General features: G+C 43.8%; 19 protein-coding genes. 13 read left to right on the top strand and 6 right to left on the bottom strand.

What is annotated here, in order from left to right:
- Positions 1–2: 2 nt before the first annotated feature.
- The 3 genes from Q0R52_RS18655 to Q0R52_RS18645 all read left to right on the top strand — a co-directional run bounded on the left by Q0R52_RS18655 (position 3) and on the right by Q0R52_RS18645 (position 3,266).
- Complete coding sequence (locus Q0R52_RS18655) at positions 3–1,175, top strand: histidinol-phosphate transaminase (protein WP_295796952.1); 1,173 nt, start codon at positions 3–5, stop codon at positions 1,173–1,175.
- Positions 1,176–1,250: 75 nt separating this feature from the next.
- Positions 1,251–2,249, top strand: a complete 999-nt coding sequence (locus tag Q0R52_RS18650; RefSeq protein WP_295796950.1) for a Hint domain-containing protein — start codon at positions 1,251–1,253, stop codon at positions 2,247–2,249.
- Between the two features lie 147 nt (positions 2,250–2,396).
- Positions 2,397–3,266: an SdiA-regulated domain-containing protein gene (locus Q0R52_RS18645; protein WP_295796948.1), complete on the top strand. Its 870-nt coding sequence runs from the start codon at positions 2,397–2,399 to the stop codon at positions 3,264–3,266.
- Between the two features lie 430 nt (positions 3,267–3,696).
- On the opposite strand, the gene Q0R52_RS18640 is transcribed toward Q0R52_RS18645, so the two are convergent.
- Positions 3,697–4,611, bottom strand: a complete 915-nt coding sequence (locus tag Q0R52_RS18640; RefSeq protein ID WP_295796945.1) for an alpha/beta hydrolase — start codon at positions 4,609–4,611, stop codon at positions 3,697–3,699.
- A 124-nt stretch (positions 4,612–4,735) separates the two neighbouring features.
- On the opposite strand from Q0R52_RS18640, the gene Q0R52_RS18635 reads away from it, so the two are divergent.
- From Q0R52_RS18635 to Q0R52_RS18590, 10 genes are all read left to right on the top strand, one after another.
- Complete coding sequence (locus tag Q0R52_RS18635) at positions 4,736–6,028, top strand: AMP-binding protein (protein ID WP_295796943.1); 1,293 nt, start codon at positions 4,736–4,738, stop codon at positions 6,026–6,028.
- Between the two features lie 145 nt (positions 6,029–6,173).
- Positions 6,174–7,724 (top strand): aromatic amino acid ammonia-lyase, encoded by a 1,551-nt coding sequence (locus Q0R52_RS18630; protein ID WP_295796941.1) that lies wholly within the window; start codon positions 6,174–6,176, stop codon positions 7,722–7,724.
- Positions 7,721–8,449: a 3-oxoacyl-ACP reductase FabG gene (fabG, locus tag Q0R52_RS18625; protein ID WP_295796940.1), complete on the top strand. Its 729-nt coding sequence runs from the start codon at positions 7,721–7,723 to the stop codon at positions 8,447–8,449. Before Q0R52_RS18630 ends, fabG begins: the two co-directional genes overlap by 4 nt.
- Position 8,450: 1 nt before the next feature.
- Positions 8,451–8,873, top strand: a complete 423-nt coding sequence (locus Q0R52_RS18620; protein ID WP_295796937.1) for a 3-hydroxyacyl-ACP dehydratase — start codon at positions 8,451–8,453, stop codon at positions 8,871–8,873.
- Between the two features lie 3 nt (positions 8,874–8,876).
- Complete coding sequence (locus Q0R52_RS18615; RefSeq protein ID WP_295796936.1) at positions 8,877–10,019, top strand: beta-ketoacyl synthase N-terminal-like domain-containing protein; 1,143 nt, start codon at positions 8,877–8,879, stop codon at positions 10,017–10,019.
- A gap of 11 nt (positions 10,020–10,030) precedes the next feature.
- Positions 10,031–10,360, top strand: coding sequence for a hypothetical protein (locus Q0R52_RS18610; protein ID WP_295796934.1), 330 nt, complete (start codon positions 10,031–10,033; stop codon positions 10,358–10,360).
- Position 10,361: 1 nt separating this feature from the next.
- Positions 10,362–10,982, top strand: coding sequence for a hypothetical protein (locus Q0R52_RS18605; RefSeq protein ID WP_295796931.1), 621 nt, complete (start codon positions 10,362–10,364; stop codon positions 10,980–10,982).
- 8 nt (positions 10,983–10,990) lie between these two features.
- The gene (locus Q0R52_RS18600; protein ID WP_295796929.1) at positions 10,991–12,190 is read left to right on the top strand and encodes a beta-ketoacyl-[acyl-carrier-protein] synthase family protein; all 1,200 of its coding nucleotides are present in this window, start codon (positions 10,991–10,993) and stop codon (positions 12,188–12,190) included.
- A gap of 2 nt (positions 12,191–12,192) precedes the next feature.
- Entirely contained in the window at positions 12,193–13,248 is a 1,056-nt protein-coding gene (locus tag Q0R52_RS18595; protein WP_295796928.1) for a beta-ketoacyl synthase chain length factor, read from the top strand.
- Positions 13,249–13,257: 9 nt separating this feature from the next.
- On the top strand, positions 13,258–13,629 hold the full coding sequence (locus Q0R52_RS18590; protein WP_295796926.1) for a hypothetical protein: 372 nt from the start codon (positions 13,258–13,260) through the stop codon (positions 13,627–13,629).
- A gap of 139 nt (positions 13,630–13,768) precedes the next feature.
- On the opposite strand, the gene Q0R52_RS18585 is transcribed toward Q0R52_RS18590, so the two are convergent.
- The 5 genes from Q0R52_RS18585 to Q0R52_RS18565 are packed head-to-tail and all read right to left on the bottom strand — an operon-like array spanning position 13,769 to position 17,473.
- A complete protein-coding gene (locus tag Q0R52_RS18585) occupies positions 13,769–14,032 on the bottom strand; it encodes a phosphopantetheine-binding protein (RefSeq protein WP_295796924.1) in 264 nt (87 codons plus the stop codon).
- An 8-nt stretch (positions 14,033–14,040) separates the two neighbouring features.
- Positions 14,041–15,318, bottom strand: a complete 1,278-nt coding sequence (locus Q0R52_RS18580) for an ABC transporter permease (RefSeq protein WP_295796922.1) — start codon at positions 15,316–15,318, stop codon at positions 14,041–14,043.
- On the bottom strand, positions 15,311–16,072 hold the full coding sequence (locus Q0R52_RS18575) for an ABC transporter ATP-binding protein (protein ID WP_295796920.1): 762 nt from the start codon (positions 16,070–16,072) through the stop codon (positions 15,311–15,313). Before Q0R52_RS18575 ends, Q0R52_RS18580 begins: the two co-directional genes overlap by 8 nt.
- A complete protein-coding gene (locus Q0R52_RS18570; RefSeq protein ID WP_295796918.1) occupies positions 16,063–17,076 on the bottom strand; it encodes a BtrH N-terminal domain-containing protein in 1,014 nt (337 codons plus the stop codon). Before Q0R52_RS18570 ends, Q0R52_RS18575 begins: the two co-directional genes overlap by 10 nt.
- Complete coding sequence (locus tag Q0R52_RS18565) at positions 17,066–17,473, bottom strand: hypothetical protein (RefSeq protein ID WP_295796917.1); 408 nt, start codon at positions 17,471–17,473, stop codon at positions 17,066–17,068. Before Q0R52_RS18565 ends, Q0R52_RS18570 begins: the two co-directional genes overlap by 11 nt.
- Between the last annotated feature and the right edge of the window lie 3 nt (positions 17,474–17,476).

The following is a 17,476-nucleotide window of genomic DNA, read 5'->3' as shown; positions in this document are numbered from 1 at the left end:
AAATGGCAAATTCAATTAACCGCAGAAACTGGATAAAATCCAGCGCCCTGATGGCCGGGGGACTGGCCCTGGCTTCGGGTACTATAAACAAGCTGGCCGCAATGCCACTGGTAAAAAAAATCATCCCGGCAGGCAAACGGGTAACCGACCAATCGGCGATATTGGAAGCCCCAGCAGTAATGAAAGCAAGGTTGCTTGCCAACGAAAACCCGTTCGGGCCATCAGCTGCGGCTAAAAAGGCAATAACCGACTCACTTGATTTAAGCTATCAATACGCTTTTATGCAAATGAGCGTGTTGTCGGGTAAAATTGCTGCCTTTGAAGGTATTCATCAAAACAACATCATGATGGATGCCGGTTCATCGGCCCTGTTGCTCGCCTCAGCAATGCACTTCAGCAAAGGCGGGAAAGATATCATCACCGGTGACCCGTCATACGATGACCTGCCAACCCACGCCAAACTGCACGGCGGCAACTGGGTTAAAGTGCCATTAACCAGCGAATACAAATTGGACCTTGATGCAATGGAAGCAAAAGTAACGGATAATACCGGGCTGGTTTACATTTGCAATCCCAATAATCCCACCGCTACCGTAGTTGACACTGATAAACTGAAAGCATTTTGCGAACGCGTATCTAAAAAAACAATGGTATTTGTCGACGAGGCTTATATTGACTACCTGCCAGACCCACAGGGGACTACATTAATAGGCGGTGTAAAAGCAGGGCAGAATATCATCGTGGCCCGTACATTCAGTAAACTATACGGCTTTGCCGGGCTGCGCTGCGGCTACATAGTGGCACAGCCTGATACTATACATGCCCTTTCTATTTACACCGGCGGCGCGTTTAATCTTTCCGCAACCACATTAGCTGCTGCAACTGCTGCTTACCAGGAAACTGATTATATGAAGGACGCGGCTAAAAAGATGGTGGCCTCGAAAGAATACCTTTATTCGGTATTGAAAAAGGAAGGCTATGAGTATATCCCGTCATCGGCTAACTTTGTTATGTTTCCCCTAAAAATGGATGGGAATAAATTTGTGGGCGAAATGATGAAACGCGGAGTGGGCGTGCGCAACTGGAAGCTAAACGGCGCCGACTGGTGTCGCGTAAGCATTGGCCGCATGGACGAAATGGAAGCATTTGCCGATGCGTTTAAACAATTGTCATAATCTCACAAAACTTTATTCAATGTTGCTAACCATAGCGATGGGTTTGAAACCCATCGCTATTTTATATAATACAATATGCGTAACCTACTACTAACACTATCTTTTTTACTAATCATATCATTCACCAGGGCGCAAACTGCTACGCCAAACCCACGCCCGCTGACCCTGGATGAATATAACAAAGCGTTAACCTACACCATTGCCGACCTTGACAAGGACACTTACGTAAAGTTTGACAACGCTTATGTACTTGACCGGTATGAAAACCGTAAGCCCTATTTTATAACCGGTGGCGATGGCCTCAAAAAAAGGGTTGACCTTTATAAACTTGTTGCCAAACAGGGTATGCAGGAAATTGGCCTGATGGTGTTTTACACCAACGAAACCGGCAAAAAATACCAGGCCCTTGTTCCGGACTTTACCGCTGATGCCAAAGTATGGGCAAAATACTTCCAGGATATTGACGACATTAATAAGGTCGAGAAAAACTTTATTTTAAAATTGTCATACGTCTTGTCGAAAGAAATGGCTTTCCAGCAGTATAAAGTGCTGAACAATGGTAAAGATATGAAGGAAGAAGCCGCAACTTATGGTAACGATATCTGCTTCCCCGGTGATGAAGAAGTAACCATGAGCAACGGCGCCAAAAAGCTGATAAAAGATGTAAAAAGTGGCGATGAAGTTATCACTGTCGATCCGGCTACTAACAAATCATCTGTAATAAAAGTAAAGGAACTTACCGTGCACGCAGCTAAGAACTATGCAATAACCGAACTGGTGCTGGTATCGGCAAAAGAAGAGCATACAGCGGCGGGTTTGAACATCAGCCTAAACACAAAAGTATTGAAAGCAACGCCTAACCATCCAATGCTTACAAAACAGGGTAACTTCAAAATTGGCGAGGTTGCCGTCGGGCAGCAGGTATTGTGCCTTAACGAACAAAAAGGCAAATACGAAACTTATACCGTTTTAAGAAAAACTGAACGTGCAGGCGGCGTGCAAAACGTTTACAACATCGAAGCTGACGGCGGCAGTACGCTGGTGCTGAATGGGGTAATGGTGATGCAGAAGTAGTTTCAATTTTACCACGGAGATACACGAGAAGGCATAGAGGCGCGGAGAAAAAATATTTCTGCGTTCTCCATGCCTTTTTTGCGTTCTTCGGTTCAACAAAGCCATGGCTGCATCTAAACAATTCCCTAAATTAACGGTATAGCTAATATGAAAAATACATTCAAGCCGATATACATTTGTTTGCTATTGCTTACTTGCGTGCTGCTCATTAACTGCACCGGGCAACAACAAAGTAAAAGCCTCAGCCCAAAAGGTTACGATTTAACCCGTCCAGTAAAATATGAATTACCGGATGAACTAACCGAGGTATCCGGTATAGCATTTAACAAAGGCAAGGCTGATACAATGTATGCGGAACAGGACGAAAAAGGTTCGCTTTTTTATTTCAAGCCCGGCAGCAAGGACATACAGCGCTATAAATTTGGCAAAAGCGGCGACTATGAGGATGTTGCCATCAGCAACGGCCAGGTAATTATGCTGCGCAGCGACGGCGTATTATTTACTTTCCCGCTGCAGGCGGTAAAAAGCAGCCTGCCTGCCGACGCCAAAACATGGGAAGGTTTGCTGCCGGAGGGCGAATACGAAGGGATGTTTGCTGATGATAGCACACAATCGGTATACGTGCTGTGCAAACATTGCAGTATTGAAAAAAGCAGCAAAACCAGTACGGTGTTCACCCTAAAACTTGCAGCCGAGGGGACACTAACAAGCGCGGGGCAGGCAGTAATTGATATTAAAAAGATAGAAGAGCTGACAGGCCAAAAGAAAATAACATTCCACCCGTCCGGACTTAGTCGTAGTCCGCTGACCGGCGATTGGTACATTTTGTCTTCAGTAAATAAATTCCTGGTAGTTGCAGGCGCCAACTGGGAGATTAAAGAAGTGTACCCCTTAAATCCGCAGGTATTTGGTCAACCGGAAGGTATTGCATTTGATAAGGATAACAACCTTTACATATCAAACGAGGGTGACAAGTTGCGGATGGGAAATGTGCTGAAGTTTGCTTTTAAAAAATAGCAGGTTTTCTAATGTTGTCCATTATTTAATAAAACTGAGTTTAATAATAAGCCAAAAGCCCCTCAAACAATATGAAGGGCTTTTGTATCTATTTTCCTCACGGACGCGGCGGTGGAGGCGGCAGCCCCGGACCCGGTGGGTGCGGCGGCGGCTTTGGCAAACGGATATGAATCCTTGCGTGGTGCCTGCGATGATGCCTGCGGAACCGTATTGGCGGGCGCGGTGGCGGCGGTGGTGGCCGGCGTATTTGTAAATACGTTGGTGTAACTGTCAATGTCATTGATTTTGCATGCGAAAATTCAACGCTGAAAGTTAAAACCAAAGCCACAACTAAAATTTTTAAATATTTCATGTGTTAGTGGTTAATGATGATTGTTGTTTATAACGTTAAATGTACAATTATGTTTTGAAAACGGTATAGCGCAGGATATTACTTAAACAAATTGTTGTACATAAAATCAGCCGCAAACTGCCCGGCTTCGAGCCAGCGTTGCTGCGTACCCTTATCGCTGGAGAAAATGGGATTAAAATGTTTGCGCAACTCGTGCGAATAACCTTCAAAGACTTTAACTTCAGTTGGAATATTTAAGGACTTTGCCTTTTCGTAGACGTCTTTCCCGCCATACAACGATGTGTCTTTGTGTGCCGGTGCAACTATACCATCGTTGCTGCCGTAAATATTTACCACCGGTACCCGGGCGTTTTTCAGCCAATTTAGCCTGAAAATTCCACCCCATAAATTAATTACGCCCTCAACCTTTAGCAATTCCATTTTTCCGGTATCAGCTTCTGGTACTCCCGCAAATTTTGCCAGTTCGGTATTGGTGGCAAAAGCCGCTTGAAGGGCTATCATCCCTCCTGCCGAATTGCCCGCTAATATAATTTTGTCTGGGTTAATGTGATATTCGGCGGCATGTTGCTTAAAATAGGCAACGGCCTTTTTTGCATCCAGCACTGCATAATAGCAGCTTCGTTTTAATTCGTCGAAATTCAAAAATGGTAGTTTCTTACTCATCGTATAATTTATGGATACGCAAACATAGCCCCGCTGTGCAAACGTTTTACTCCATATTTCGGCGCTTTTGTCGGCTTTGGAGCCAAATTTAAAGCCACCGCCGTGCATCCAAATGATTAATGGCCGGCCTGTTGTTTCGTCGCCTTCGGGTTGGTATAAATCAAACAGGTGAGCTTTATTTTTGCCCGTGGAATCGCTTCCGTCGTAGCTTAAGTCTTTCGTAGTTTTTACGCCACCAAATACAATATCTTTATATTTAACTGCCTGTGCATTCGCGGTAATCGAAATGCAAAATATGCCGGCAATTAGTAAGGGCTGTTTAATAGTCATAACTGATATACGTTACAATCGTGGCTGGCGGTTGTTTTGTTAGCGCAAACAATATTAATACATACAGCTTTATATAACACTCCATAACACATTTTTTTTAATTTTGGACACAACTACCATTACAATGTCTATCGCCACGGAAAGTAATCAACATTCGCACGAAATAACCCATTTACAGCAGCAAAAACTATATGAACTTTTAGCTTATGTAAGCCAAAATTCCCCGTTTTATAAGGAGTTGTTTGCAAAACACCGCATCGACATAAAAAACATAAAGACGCTGGCTGATATTACCGCCATCCCAACCACTGCCAAAGATGACCTGCAGCAACGTAATGACGATTTTTTGTGCGTATCGCGCAGTAAAATCGTTGAACACACCTCCACATCAGGCACATTGGGCCGGCCGGTAACCATTGCATTAACCGAAAACGACCTTAACCGCCTGGCATATAACGAGTATAATTCCTTTTTATGTGCGGATGGTTCGGCCGAAGATACCTACCAGTTGATGCTCACGCTCGACAGGCAGTTTATGGCCGGCATTGCTTATTACCTGGGTATCCGCAAAATTGGCGCAGGTATAATCCGCCTTGGGCCGGGCGTACCGGCATTACAGTGGGAAACCATCCAGCGGCTAAAGCCTACAGCCATTGTTGCCGTCCCTTCGTTTATTTTAAAACTGATTCAATTTGCAAAGGATAGCGGCATTGACATTAATTCCACTTCGGTAAAAAAGGCCGTTTGCATTGGTGAGAACATTCGTAATAATGATTTTACATTAAATATCCTTGGTCGGAAAATTACCGAAAGCTGGGATATAAAATTATACTCTACTTACGCCTCCACCGAAATGCAAACCGCGTTTACCGAATGCGGCGCAGGCAAGGGCGGCCATAACCAGGCCGATTTAGTTATTGTTGAACTGCTTGACGAAAACGACCAGCAGGTGGCGCCCGGCACACCCGGTGAAGTAACCATTACTACTTTAGGCGTTGAAGGTATGCCGTTGCTGCGGTACAAAACCGGCGATATTTGCACATATGATGACGAACCCTGCATCTGTGGCCGCACAACATTGCGACTTTCGCCCATAATGGGCCGTAAAAAGCAGATGATTAAGTTTAAAGGCACCACCCTGTACCCGCCAGCGCTTTTCGAACTATTAAATGAGCGCGAAGAAATCAGGGATTTTGTAATCGAGGTATCCTCAAACGATATTGGCATGGACCAGGTATCGTTGTACGTTGTGCCCGCCGAATTGACGGATGAATGCGACCACCGGATCCGCGCCTATTTGCAGGCAAGGCTACGCGTTAGTCCGCATATAAAATATGTGACTGCGGAAGAGATACAGAAAATACAATTCAGCGAAGCAAGCAGGAAAGCAATAAAATTTATTGATAAACGGGCGTAACAGAATGCAGTTCGGCATCCGCGAAAATAATAGCTAAAACCTTAACCCATTCCGGGTGTTATTGCAGTTTACATTAACCCGTTTTACATATATTTTATACTTTAGCGGATTATTATTCACCCTGACAAAACATTAATTTTTGCCCATGATACATGTTGGACAAAGTCCTCTTTCTTTAAACGATTTTTCTGAACTGATATTTAAAAAAAACGAGGTTGCACTTGATGCAGCCGCTTTAAATAAAATTAACACCAACTTCGAGTTCCTTAAACAATTCTCGTCAAACAAGCTGATTTATGGCATAAATACCGGCTTTGGGCCGATGGCGCAGTACAAGGTTAGCGAGGACAATATTCTGCAATTGCAATATAATCTTATCCGCAGCCATTCATCGGGCAGCGGCAAGCTGATGACTGCACAGCTATCCAAAGCTTTAATGATTGCCCGGTTAAACAGCTTTATGCAGGCATATTCAGGCGTGCATACCGACGTTGTTGAGTTACTGAAAGAATTAATTAACAAAGATATTGCTCCCTGTGTTTTCGAACACGGCGGTGTGGGTGCCAGCGGCGATTTGGTGCAACTGGCACATCTTGGCCTGGTTTTAATTGGTGAAGGGGAAGTGATTTTTGAAGATGCCGTTCATCCAACAATGGAGATTTTCAACAAATTCAATATTAAACCGCTGTCTATCCATATCCGCGAAGGTTTGGCTATTTTGAATGGTACTTCGGCCATGACAGGCATTGGTATGCTCAATATCATCCAGGCTAAAAAACTATTGAACTGGTCGGTGTTGTTTTCGGCGATGATAAACGAGATTGTGGAAGCATTTGACGACCACTATTCGCACGAATTGAACGTGGTAAAACGCCATGTGGGCCAAAATGCTATTGCAGGCATGATGCGCGATATTTTGAAAGACAGCAAAATGATACGCGACCGCTCAGAGCATTTATACAACCCCGACAACCTTGACTATGAAATATTTGAGGATAAGGTGCAGGAATATTATTCATTGCGTTGTGTAACCCAAATTTTAGGGCCTATTTATGACACCATCGCACAGGTTGAAAATACGGTTGTAAATGAATTGAACTCGGTTAACGACAACCCTGTGATTGACCATGAAAACCACAATATTTTCCACGGCGGTAACTTTCACGGTGATTATGTATCGCTGGAGATGGATAAATTAAAAATTGCCATGACCCGTGTATCGATGCTGGCCGAACGACAGTTAAATTACCTACTGAATGCCAAGCTGAATCAAAAGCTGCCACCATTTGTAAATCTTGGCGTGCTGGGTTTAAATTTTGGTATGCAGGGTATGCAGTTTACGGCTACTTCCACTACCGCCGAAAACCAAACTTTATCGTTCCCGATGTATGTGCACAGCATACCTAACAACAACGACAACCAGGACATAGTAAGTATGGGTTGCAATGCGGCATTGATGACTAAAAGGGTTATCGATAACTCCTTCGAGGTGCTGGGCATCCACTTGATGACGATTTTACAGGCGATAGATTATTTGGAATGCAAGGATAAGCTATCGACTATATCACGCAAACTATACGATGAAGTGAGGGCGATATTCCCGGTATTTATTGAGGATGCACCAAAATATAAGGACCTGGAAAGGGTTAAAACTTTCCTTGAATCAGCAGACCACATAACATCCTTTTCCAAATGAAATGCGCACTGGTTACCGGAGGCTCACGTGGCATAGGCAGGGCAATCTGCTTAAAGCTGGCGGCTTTGGGCTACCATGTGCTGGTAAATTATAAAAGCAATATCGATGAGGCTAATAAAACTTTGGCCGCCATACAAAAACAAGGTTACAGCGGCGAACTGATGCCATTTGATGTTGCCGATAGGGAACAGATAAAGCAAACGCTTGGCGGCTGGATTGAAGCCAACGAAGATAAGTACATCGAGATACTGATAAACAATGCCGGCATCCGCGACGACAGCCTGATGGCCTGGATGGCTGAAGAGCAGTGGGACAACGTATTAAAAACCAACCTCGACAGCTTTTTTCATGTAACCCGGCTGGTGTTGAACAGCATGCTGAGCCGCAAATACGGGCGAATCGTTAATATCGTTTCGCTTTCAGGCCTGAAGGGCCTGGCCGGACAAACCAATTACTCGGCTGCAAAGGCCGGGGTTATTGGCGCTACCAAGGCACTGGCGCAGGAAATTGCGCGGCAGGGAATTACAGTAAATGCCATTGCTCCCGGTTTTATTAAAACCGACATGACTGAAGGCCTTGATGAAAAAGAATTAAAAATGATTATTCCTGCCCGCCGTTTTGGCCTGCCTGAGGAAGTGGCACATGCAGCTGCGTTTTTGGCTTCGCCTGATGCCGCTTATATAACAGGACAGGTGCTTTCGGTAAACGGGGGCCTATATTCCTGATATGGACTTACCCGTTGAAGATATACGCGCGCTTATTCCGCAAAAGGCACCTTTTGTAATGGTGGGTAAGTTGCTTTATGCCGATGAATTGACGACCAAAAGCAGCTTTACTGTAAGCCAAGATAATGTATTTGTGAAAGATGGCGTTTTCCACGAAGCAGGGTTGATGGAAAATATTGCACAGACGGCGGCATTACGCGCCGGGTACATCGCTCAAAAGGATGGTAAGCTTGTGGAAACCGGCTATATTGGTGCAGTTAAAAATTTCGAAGTATTTAACCTCCCAAAAGTTGGCGACGAGTTAACAACCGAAATCAGCGTACAAAACCAAATATTCAATGTTACCGTAATTGATGGCAAGGTTTGGCATAATGGTAATTTACTGGTGCAATGCGAAATGAAGATATTTATAGGTAATGAATAAATTATGAGCAAGATTAGTGAGGATGATGTTTTTGTAGTTGCCGATAATATTTTCTCGCCGTTAGGTAAAACTACCGCTGAGAATTTTGAGCACCTTAAAAATAGTATTTCCGGGGTTAAGTGCCATGATGACGAAAGCCTGTCCCCTGCCCCATTTTATGCATCGCTGTTTGATGACAGTAAACAGTTTCTTCAATCCGGCGATGGATATACAAAATTCGAGCACTTGCTTATCGCATCCATTGCCGATGGGTTAAAGAATGCTGACATCGACTCAACTGATAAAAAAACAGCATTAATCATCTCCAGCACAAAAGGCAACATCAGCCTGCTGGAAACAGAAGAAAACAACCCGGCATTACAGCAACGAATAGCAATGTCGAGCTCAGCCAAAATGGTTGCGGAACACTTTGGTTTTCAAACTCGGCCAGTTATTATATCCAATGCCTGCATATCGGGCGTAATGGCAATTATAACTGGCATGCGCTTGCTAAAGGCAGGGTTGTATGAAAATGCGGTTATTGCAGGTGCCGATGTTATTTCGAAGTTTATAGTTTCCGGTTTCCAATCGTTCCAGGCGCTTAGTCCGGCGGTTTGCAGGCCTTTTGATAAAAATCGTGACGGGTTGAATTTGGGCGAGGGTGCAGCGACAGTTATATTATCGACCCAAAAGAAATTTGAAGGTAGTATTAAAGTTAAGGGCGGCTCGGTAAGTAATGACGCCAACCACATTTCGGGGCCATCGCGCACCGGGGCAGAGCTGGCGCACGCAGTGAAACAAGCTATGAGTGATGCAGGCTTGGTCGCAGGCGATATTGATTTTATATCAGCGCACGGCACCGCTACTATTTATAACGATGAGATGGAAGCAAATGCATTGGCGCTGTTGGGCTTGCAATCGGTACCATTAAATAGTTTGAAGGGATATTACGGGCACACGTTAGGCGCAGCGGGGTTGATTGAATCGGTTGTTTCTATACAATCGTTAAAAGAGAACCTGGTGATACCTACTTTAGGCTTTGCAGAAAATGGCGTAACCAGTGCGGTGAACGTGTGTATATCCCCATTGCAAATTGATGCGGTTAATTTTATTAAAACCGCGTCAGGATTTGGGGGTTGTAATGCGGCGGTGGTGATTGGGAAATAACAATACGAATTATGGGACATAAAATGGTTTGTTTAACATGCAGGAAAGCATTCAGCACTGCAACTGATGATAATCATATGCCTATTACATGTCCTGAATGTGGGAATGGCTACATTTTTTATAATCACAAGTTCAGGCCGCCAAAAAAGAATGATTTGAAGGCGTGGGAGGTTGTTAGCTTTCTACATGAAAACGGATTTAATTACCAACATGTTCATGCCGATACAAGTGTAAAAAACTGGTGGAATCTTGATAACTATGCCGATTACCCAAAAAGCTTAAGTGAGGCTCGCGAATTTGTTATTAAATACAAATCGCAGGCGAAAATATCGAACAGTTAAATTGGCAACAAATAAATACATATCATCCACCTGCACCATCGCCAAAAACGTGGTAAGCAAAAATGGCGTAACGCTGTTTGAAAATCCAGGGGCTGATATTACGGCCTTCCTGCTTTCTGTCTACCAGCACTTCCACTTCAATTATCCAAAATTTTATAAGATGGATAATTTAAGTAAACTGGGTTGGCTCACGGCTGAAATATTATTAAAAGACGATTTCGAACGATTTAATTATGAACCGGAGGAAATTGGTGTAGTTTTGACCAATTCCAACTCAAGTTTGGATAACGACCTCAAGTATTTCGATACAATAAGTGATATCCCGAGCCCTTCCGTATTTGTTTATACCCTGCCCAACATTGTTATCGGCGAAATTTGTATCAGGAATAATTTTAAAGGCGAGCATGCTTTTTTCATACAGGAAAAATTCGACGCAGCTTTTATAGGGCAACAGGTAAATTACCTGCTCGATAATAACATTTTGCAGGCCTGTATTTGTGGCTGGGCGGATGTTTTGGGGCAGGATTACAAAGCAACCTTGTTTTTGGTTGAAAAGAAAAAAAATGGACAGGCTTTATTATTTTCGCCTGAAAATATGAACGGCATTTTTAATACTATTTAAATAGCTATATGAGTCAATCAGTTTACGTGGCAGGTGTGGGTGTAATTTCGGCGATAGGGAATAATGTAACGGAACACCTTGCTGCGTTCGAACGCGGTGAGGCCGGCATGGCAGATATCACTTTGCTTAATACCATACACCGCCATAAGCTGCCCGTAGCCGAAGTTAAACTCACCGACGAGGAATTGATTGCCATTACAGGGCCAACTACCCACAATAGCCGTACAGCACTACTGAGCCTTGTTGCAGCACGCGAAGCATTAAACGATGCGGCTATCCCAAATTTAAATGAACTGCGAACCGGCTTTGTTTCGGCTAATTCGGTTGGTGGTATGGATAAAAGCGAAGATTTTTTCGTGGAGTTTTTGGCTGATAACAGCAAGGGCAAGCTGAAAAACGTTTTCGACCACGAGTGCGGCAGTATGACGGAGATTGTGGCCGACCAATTGGGCATCACCGATTTTATGACTACCATCAGCACTGCCTGCTCATCGTCGGCAAATGCGATATTCTACGCAGCCAGGTTGATAAAAAACAACATGCTGGACGTGGCAGTAGCGGGTGGAGTTGATGCACTTACCAAGTTTACGCTAAATGGCTTTAATACCTTAATGATACTGGACAAAGAATTTTGTAAACCATTTGACGAGCACCGCGAAGGGTTAAACCTTGGCGAAGGCGCCGGTTACGTGGTGCTGGTTTCAGACAAGGTGGCTAAAACACTAACCAACCCTGCTTATTGCAAACTAAGCGGCTATAATAACAGCAACGATGCTTACCACCAAACAGCATCGTCGCCTGAGGGTACCGGCTCATACATGGCTATGAAAGGCGCGCTGGCAAAAAGCGGCCTGCAACCGGCCGATATCAGTTACATTAACCTGCATGGTACCGGCACGCAAAATAACGACAGCGCTGAAGGTACTGCAGTTAAGCGGTTATTCGATCCAAACTACCCACCTGTGAGCTCGACTAAATCATTTACCGGGCATACTTTGGGTGCAAGCGGCGGTATTGAGGCGGTGTTCTCCGTATTGTCTATCAAACACGGATTAATTTATCCCAACCTGCGGTTTAAGACCAGGATAAGCGACCTGCCGTTTGATCCTGAAACAAAGTATCTGACGGGACAGGATATAAAGCACGTAATGTCGAACTCGTTTGGCTTTGGCGGCAATTGTACATCTTTAATATTTTCAGCAGTTTAACCATGAAAGTATATATCCGCTCATCGGCCTGTATATCGGCGCAAAATACTTTTGGCAACCAAGGCTTTTTAACAGACGTTGTTGAATATAACGGCACTCGTTTAAGAGCAATTGAACCCGATTATAAACAGTTCATCGATCCGAAGCAAATACGGCGGATGAGCCATGTGATAAAAATGGGCGTATCTGCAGCAAAAGAATGCTTGATAAACGGCAATGTTGAAATGCCTGGCGCCATAATCACCGGCACGGCGTTTGGCTGCATGGAAGATACTGTGACGTTTTTAACCCGCATAATTGAACAGGAAGAAGAGTTGCTTCCCCCTACTGCCTTCATACAATCAACCCATAATACGGTGGCTGCTCAAATAGCCTTAATGCTGCAATGCCATGCCTATAATAACACGTTTGTGCACAAAGGCATGTCGTTTGAAAGTGCACTGCTTGATGCAACTATGCTTTTAAATGAGCAGGAAGCCGATAATATATTAGTGGGCGGAACTGAGGAAATGGTGGATACCAGCTTTACTGTTTTAACCCGTTTGGGTTTATACAAGCGCGAACGAGTGACAAATCTGTCACTATACGAGTATAAAACAAAAGGAACGATCGGTGGCGAAGGCGCAGGTTTTTTCCTGTTAACAGATAAACCATCACCTGATAATCAAGCCGAATTGCTCGGGCATACGTTCTTTTATAAACCAACCGACCTTGAAAAGCGCATTACCACATTTTTATATGAGCATTCGTTAACAGCTGCGGATATCGACCTCGTAATTACCGGCAAAAACGGCGACATAAGAAATGATGCAATTTACACCCAGGTTTGTGATTCGCTATTTAAAAATACCAGCCTCGCTGCTTACAAACACCTTTGCGGTGAATACACTGTGGCATCAACATTTGCGTTATGGCTGGCAGCAAACATTGTAAAACAGGGCGTTGTACCCAGAGCTATTTTGCAAACCCCAGAGTTTACAGCTACCTCGAAAAAAATATTGCTATACAACCACTACCAAAATAAATATCATTCATTAATGCTGGTTTCAGCGATATAATTGCGAGGTATGGAAGCAGGGATTGATGATTTATTTATTGTACACAGCTTAATCCATACAGATGGTATTATAAAAGCTGATTTGTCCATCAACTCTGGCAGTCCTATTTTTAAAGGACATTTCCCCGGACAGCCTGTGGTGCCGGGTGCGTGTATGTTACAGCTTGTAAAAGATGTTTTGGAAAGCGCGCTTGGATATTCCGTTCAGCTTAAAAAAGCGGGTGGTTTAAAGTTTATTGGGATGATTGATCCAGCGGCAACAAATGCTATTCTGTTAGAAATTGGCTATAAATTAATCGTCGATGAGATTAATGTAAATGCTAAGTTGGTTGATGGAGATAGGGTTTGTTTCAAATTCCAAGGCAGTTTCATTTGCACTTAACCAACTTTGTCACCGCGTCCCGCTGATTAACGGAGGCAACTTCATATCTATACACGGCGAATATACATTAGTGGCTACGCATTGCGACGAGGTTGCTTCGTCGTTCCTCCTCGCAAGGACAAAATTTTAAGACAAAAAATTACTTGCTTGAATGTTCCTGAATATAATCCGCCATCGTAGCCACATCTACCAGCACTTTACGGCCTTCACGGGGATCACGGATATCGATGCCGTATTCTTTTTTCAGCAATACGATAAGTTCGAGTGAGTCAATAGAATCCAGGCCCAGGCCATCGCCAAATAGTGGCTCATCGTCTTTTATATCGGCTGGGGTAAGGTCGGTAAGGTTTAAAAACTTTATGATTTGGGTCTTTAGTTGTTCTTTGAGTGCTGTGGTCTCCATTGAGGCAATTATATTAAATTCTTTCGTTTTAACCCGATAAAGGTTACAAATTGAAACACAAGTGTAATAATAAACAAAGGTATGATATTGTTTACAACATCCTTTAATTTCCCACCTTCGAGGAATAAAGTATAATAGGCCTGTAAGCACCAGTGCATCGGCGAAATATCTGCTGCCGACTTAAAAAAGCCCTGCATGGCGAAGCTGGGCACCATTAAACCGCCTATGCTCGCCAGTATCACTATTGATACCGCGCCAAAGCCATTGGCCTGTTCCTGCGTATCTGCAAATACGCCTACACAAATGGCATAACTAACTGCGCACCAGCCGCAAATTATGGTAACAATTACTAACGCCGACAAGTCAGACGGTAAATTGAGCGCAGGCAACCCAAAAAACGGGAACAACCAGATACCCATCGAGAATATCACTGCCGCCTGCAAAATTGTAACCAACAAGTAGACTATTTGCTTCGATAACAGGCCTACCATATAATTAGTAGGCAATGTTTTTAAACGGATAAAACTGCCGCTTACTTTCTCCCTTACCACGCTGCCTCCTAAGGACATAATGATAAAGAACATGGCAAAAATTGTCCATGCAGGTACGTTGTGTTGGGTAGCGTTCGGCGTAATGCGCGTACCGTCCTTACTCACCGGGATTTCATTTATGGCTGTTTTATTGTTCAGCATTTCATTTTCAAGGCTTTCGGGCAGTTGCTTTTCATTGATAGAAAAGTAGAGGCTCCTTAAAGTCTCCCGACTTTCAACAAGTTGTAGGGCACTACCTACCGCGCCTTTTACCGATAGCCTGATTGATTCCTGCAGAATAGGGTTATAATACAATGTTAAAGGGTCAACATCGTAAACTTTTTTTACCGTATCGCCCTGCAACCCAAAGCTTGTTAGTGCTTTGCCTGCAATATTTTTTGATTTTGCAGAAACCCGGGCGGAGAAATTTGCAGGAATAATAACACCCAGCATCGCATCTCGCTGGTGCATAATTTCTGTTATTGATTTTTCAGTTTGGGGGCCTTTTACCTGCGATACCTTAAACATCCCGATTTTACCGATGGCTTTTATCAATTGCTTGCTGGCCTGCCCGGTATCGCTGTTATTAATGAGTATCGAAAGCCGGTTTTTGTTAACCAGTTGAAAGGTGCTGTTCTGGATGCTGGTAACTACCACTACCAAAATAATGGGCATAACAAACATCAGCGATATGCCAACTTTATCGCGCAGCAAAATCCGGATATCCTTTATTATGGTGGCCTTTAACTTAAACATCGTTTCTTATGTCCTTTCCGGTTAAGTTCAAAAACATCTGTTCAAGGCTTTCTTGTTTATGGTCGGCCATTAATTTATCTAAACTATCTTGTGCTATAATTTTGCCATTGTCAATCAGGGCAACCTGTTTACAAAGATCTTCGGCCTCGCTTAGCTGGTGTGACGTGTAAATCAACGTTGTACCGCCTTTATTTAATTCCAGCAGGTAAGCTATAATTGCGTGGCGGGTTTGCACATCTACCCCCACCGTCGGCTCATCTAAAAATATAATTTCAGGTTTATGTATTACGCCGATGGCCAAATTAACCCTTCGCTTCATGCCTCCACTAAACTTGTCGACCGGTTTATTGCGCACCTCATCCAGTCCTAATATATCCAGCAGTTCGTCCGTACGCTGTTTAATGGTTTGCTTATTTAAACCGCTCCAGGCGCCGAAAAATTGAAGGTTTTCAACCGGGCTTAGTTCCTGGTAAAATGAAAAATCCTGCGGCACAAAGCCAAACAGCTTATTAACCGAATTGTTATGTTTGCCGACTTTCTGGCCTAAAAGTTTGATATGTCCTTCATCTGCAGAAAGCAAACCCGTCATCAGGCTTATAAGTGTGGTCTTGCCCGCTCCATTGGGGCCAAATAGTCCGAAACGTTCGCCTTTTGCTACCTTCAGGTTCAATTTTGAAAACGACACGTCTGCATTGCCCGGATATTTAAAACCCATGTCGGCAACGTCAATAGCTAATGGAGTGCTTACTGCCATTTTATTTGCTTTAAAGTTTCAAAAGCCGTTTTTTCAATAGCTGCAATTTCAAGCAGGTAATCGCCCATAGTATTAAAATCGTCCTGGCTGCCTATGCGGCCTTTGTAAATGCCTGCGGCATGCACTGCTGCCGTGCGCCACATGTCGCCTGCCTTGGTAAATATACTGCTGATATCGGCTAAATGGTTGCCCGGCAGGTAAACATCTGCCTGCTGCAAAAAAGCGCCGTAGATGTATCGAAAGCCACCACCGCCGGTGCCAATCTCTTCCTGCATGCGTACCATTTGGGCCAGGTACAAGCCGGCTTTCTCCAGCCCAAGCTTATCGCGCCATTTCTTTATTTTAAGGCCGGTATTTTTTATACCGCTCACGCCGGCAAAGCTGCCGGGAATATTCAACATATTGTATACATTCTTTTTGATACCACCTTTAATGGCCTGCCTTATCTGGTCGTCGCTAATAGTTTTATTTTCTTTCGGATAGTAAATATGCCCTTTAGGCGATAATGCGCCTTTTGCAAAACGCACCCTTTCCAGTTGATAGCTATCCATCACATTTGTCCCTTCCATTATCGGGTCGCTAACTAAATAGTTGTCGCCGTCCTTACCATAAACTATCAGGTTATGCGCGTTAAAATGGAAACGGTACTCTTTCGGGAAATAGGGTAAGTAATAAACACCGACCTGGCAGCCAACTGCGTGGCCATTATCCAGGCATTCATCCAAATAGATTTGGGCCTTTTCCTTTGAGCCAAATTTTTTGCTGACCACTGCAATATCCAACGATTTGCAGGTGCGCTTAAATATATGCCCCGGGAACGTGCGAAAAGCTATCGCCGGGCCATTATTGATCTTAATAAAGGGTACGTAAACATAAAATAACCCAGCCCCTATGCCAAAGGCCAATGGCTCGGTAATTTTACCGCCGGATGCATTCCACAATAAGTTGCTGGTTACGCCCGATTCACAATGTGCAGCCTGACGATGTTCAAAATCAATCTTCATGCACGGTCATAGTTTTAAGGTCATCCACCTTTGTATTAAACGCTTCGGCGTATTTTTGTAGTTTATTATCAGACAATGTGTTGAATACTTCCGGCTTTAAATGTCTTTTTACCTGCCACTTCCAAAAGCCGGTATATCCTGCTAAAATAGCGACGTCCATCAGCCTGTATTCCATAAAAAATAAAAGGGGACTTGCCTTGCCTTCCAAAACCTGCTGTTTTGCGGCTGCAACCCGTTTTTGAATATCGCCCCAGGCTGTATCAAGCGCTGTGATTTTTACCTCCCAGCCGCTGCTTAGCTCGGTTACATATTTACCATCGCTATCTGTTGCATAACAAACTTCTTTGGTAATTTTTCCAAGCGAACTTAAATCCTGTGGCACTTCATCCTTCTTCATTCG

Origin of the sequence: Mucilaginibacter sp. (assembly GCF_025359345.1) — a bacterium.
Taxonomy (GTDB): domain Bacteria; phylum Bacteroidota; class Bacteroidia; order Sphingobacteriales; family Sphingobacteriaceae; genus Mucilaginibacter.
The sequence above is the reverse complement of the archived record's forward strand: the minus strand, read 5'-3'. Positions and strand labels throughout refer to the sequence as shown.

Excerpts from the sequence above, each read along its gene's own strand:
- Q0R52_RS18570 (WP_295796918.1), bottom strand. The coding sequence starts at position 17,076 with ATGAAGATTGATTTTGAACATCGTCAGGCTGCACATTGTGAATCGGGC.
- Q0R52_RS18640 (WP_295796945.1), bottom strand. The coding sequence starts at position 4,611 with ATGACTATTAAACAGCCCTTACTAATTGCCGGCATATTTTGCATTTCG.
- Q0R52_RS18630 (WP_295796941.1), top strand. The coding sequence starts at position 6,174 with ATGATACATGTTGGACAAAGTCCTCTTTCTTTAAACGATTTTTCTGAA.
- Q0R52_RS18585 (WP_295796924.1), bottom strand. The coding sequence starts at position 14,032 with ATGGAGACCACAGCACTCAAAGAACAACTAAAGACCCAAATCATAAAG.
- Q0R52_RS18565 (WP_295796917.1), bottom strand. The coding sequence starts at position 17,473 with ATGAAGAAGGATGAAGTGCCACAGGATTTAAGTTCGCTTGGAAAAATT.
- Q0R52_RS18600 (WP_295796929.1), top strand. The coding sequence starts at position 10,991 with ATGAGTCAATCAGTTTACGTGGCAGGTGTGGGTGTAATTTCGGCGATA.
- Q0R52_RS18590 (WP_295796926.1), top strand. The coding sequence starts at position 13,258 with ATGGAAGCAGGGATTGATGATTTATTTATTGTACACAGCTTAATCCAT.
- fabG (WP_295796940.1), top strand. The coding sequence starts at position 7,721 with ATGAAATGCGCACTGGTTACCGGAGGCTCACGTGGCATAGGCAGGGCA.
- Q0R52_RS18580 (WP_295796922.1), bottom strand. The coding sequence starts at position 15,318 with ATGTTTAAGTTAAAGGCCACCATAATAAAGGATATCCGGATTTTGCTG.
- Q0R52_RS18645 (WP_295796948.1), top strand. The coding sequence starts at position 2,397 with ATGAAAAATACATTCAAGCCGATATACATTTGTTTGCTATTGCTTACT.
- Q0R52_RS18635 (WP_295796943.1), top strand. The coding sequence starts at position 4,736 with ATGTCTATCGCCACGGAAAGTAATCAACATTCGCACGAAATAACCCAT.
- Q0R52_RS18620 (WP_295796937.1), top strand. The coding sequence starts at position 8,451 with ATGGACTTACCCGTTGAAGATATACGCGCGCTTATTCCGCAAAAGGCA.
- Q0R52_RS18650 (WP_295796950.1), top strand. The coding sequence starts at position 1,251 with ATGCGTAACCTACTACTAACACTATCTTTTTTACTAATCATATCATTC.
- Q0R52_RS18595 (WP_295796928.1), top strand. The coding sequence starts at position 12,193 with ATGAAAGTATATATCCGCTCATCGGCCTGTATATCGGCGCAAAATACT.
- Q0R52_RS18610 (WP_295796934.1), top strand. The coding sequence starts at position 10,031 with ATGGGACATAAAATGGTTTGTTTAACATGCAGGAAAGCATTCAGCACT.
- Q0R52_RS18615 (WP_295796936.1), top strand. The coding sequence starts at position 8,877 with ATGAGCAAGATTAGTGAGGATGATGTTTTTGTAGTTGCCGATAATATT.
- Q0R52_RS18575 (WP_295796920.1), bottom strand. The coding sequence starts at position 16,072 with ATGGCAGTAAGCACTCCATTAGCTATTGACGTTGCCGACATGGGTTTT.
- Q0R52_RS18655 (WP_295796952.1), top strand. The coding sequence starts at position 3 with ATGGCAAATTCAATTAACCGCAGAAACTGGATAAAATCCAGCGCCCTG.